At 67.8% G+C, this 1,204-nt stretch carries 2 protein-coding genes; both read left to right on the forward strand.

Features of this window, described 5'->3' with window-relative positions:
• The first annotated feature begins 63 nt into the window (after positions 1-63).
• Positions 64-447 (forward strand): DUF2784 domain-containing protein, encoded by a 384-nt coding sequence (locus DQW06_RS20235; RefSeq protein ID WP_013154179.1) that lies wholly within the window; start codon positions 64-66, stop codon positions 445-447.
• Positions 448-521: 74 nt separating this feature from the next.
• A partial coding sequence (locus tag DQW06_RS20240; protein ID WP_232833095.1) for a prenyltransferase occupies positions 522-1,204 on the forward strand: 683 nt, incomplete at its 3' end.

The following is a 1,204-nucleotide window of genomic DNA, read 5'->3' on the forward strand; positions in this document are numbered from 1 at the left end:
GACGCACGACGGCGCCGATACTGGGAACAAGGAGGACCCACCACACGCCCAGGAGGCCAGACGATGACCTACCGGCTCATCGCCGACACCGCCATGGTCGTGCACCTGGCCTTCCTCGCCTACCTCGCCCTCGGCGGATTCCTCGCCTGGAAGTGGCCCCGCACCCTGTGGATCCACCTCGGCTGCGCCCTGTACGGACTCGCCATCACCCTCATCGGCTGGCCCTGCCCCCTCACCCACGTCGAGAACTGGGCCCGCCGACGCGCCGGACAACAAGGACTGCCCCCGGAAGGCTTCATCGACCACTACCTCACCGGTATCGTCTACCCCGCCGAGCACCTGCTCACCGCACAGCTCACCGTCGCCCTCGCCGTCCTCACCTCCTGGGCAGGACTCCTCATCCTCACCCGAAGACGCACACGCAACACCACCCCGAACCGCGCGTAAAGATCGCGAATGGATTGGCCCGCCAACCATTTCCCCGCCCCGCACACGGACGTACCGTCGAAGACATGACCGTTGTGACCTGGGACTCCCTTCGCGCCGCAGAACACTTCACCATGCGAAACGCCCGGCTCATCGACCGGCTCCGCTTCGCCCACCTCTTCCAGAACGGACCCACCGAACCCGTCCGCTCCGCACTCTCCGCCTACCGCAACCTCGACGGCGGCTACGGCAACGGACTCGACCCCGACCTGCGCGGACACACCAGCCAACCCGCCGCCACCGAGATCGCCCTGCGCTACCTCGACGACCTCGGGCCCATCCCCACCACCCTCGGCACCGGCATCTGCCGCTACCTCACCACCGTCACCAACCCCGACGGCGGCCTGCCCTGCGTACGACCCAACGTCCGCCACACCGAAGCCGCCCCCTGGTGGCAGCAGCACCACGACTTCACCAGCGACCTCGGACTCACCGCACTCCTCGCCGGATACCTCCACAAACACAACATCAGCCACACCTGGCGCGACAACGCCACCGCCTACTGCTGGAAACGCATCAACGCCCTGCACTGGACCGACCCCCACCAGGCCATCGGCATCTGCACCTTCCTCCAACACGTCCCCGACCGCGACCGCGCCCTGCGCACCACCAGCCGACTGCACCCCATGATCCGCGCCGTCATCGACACCGACCCCAAACCCAACCCGCGCCGACACGCCCACACCGCACTCGACATCGCCACCCACCCCGACCACAT

Source organism: Nocardiopsis sp. TNDT3, from assembly GCF_003427465.1.
GTDB classification, from domain to species: Bacteria; Actinomycetota; Actinomycetes; order Streptosporangiales; family Streptosporangiaceae; genus Nocardiopsis; species Nocardiopsis dassonvillei.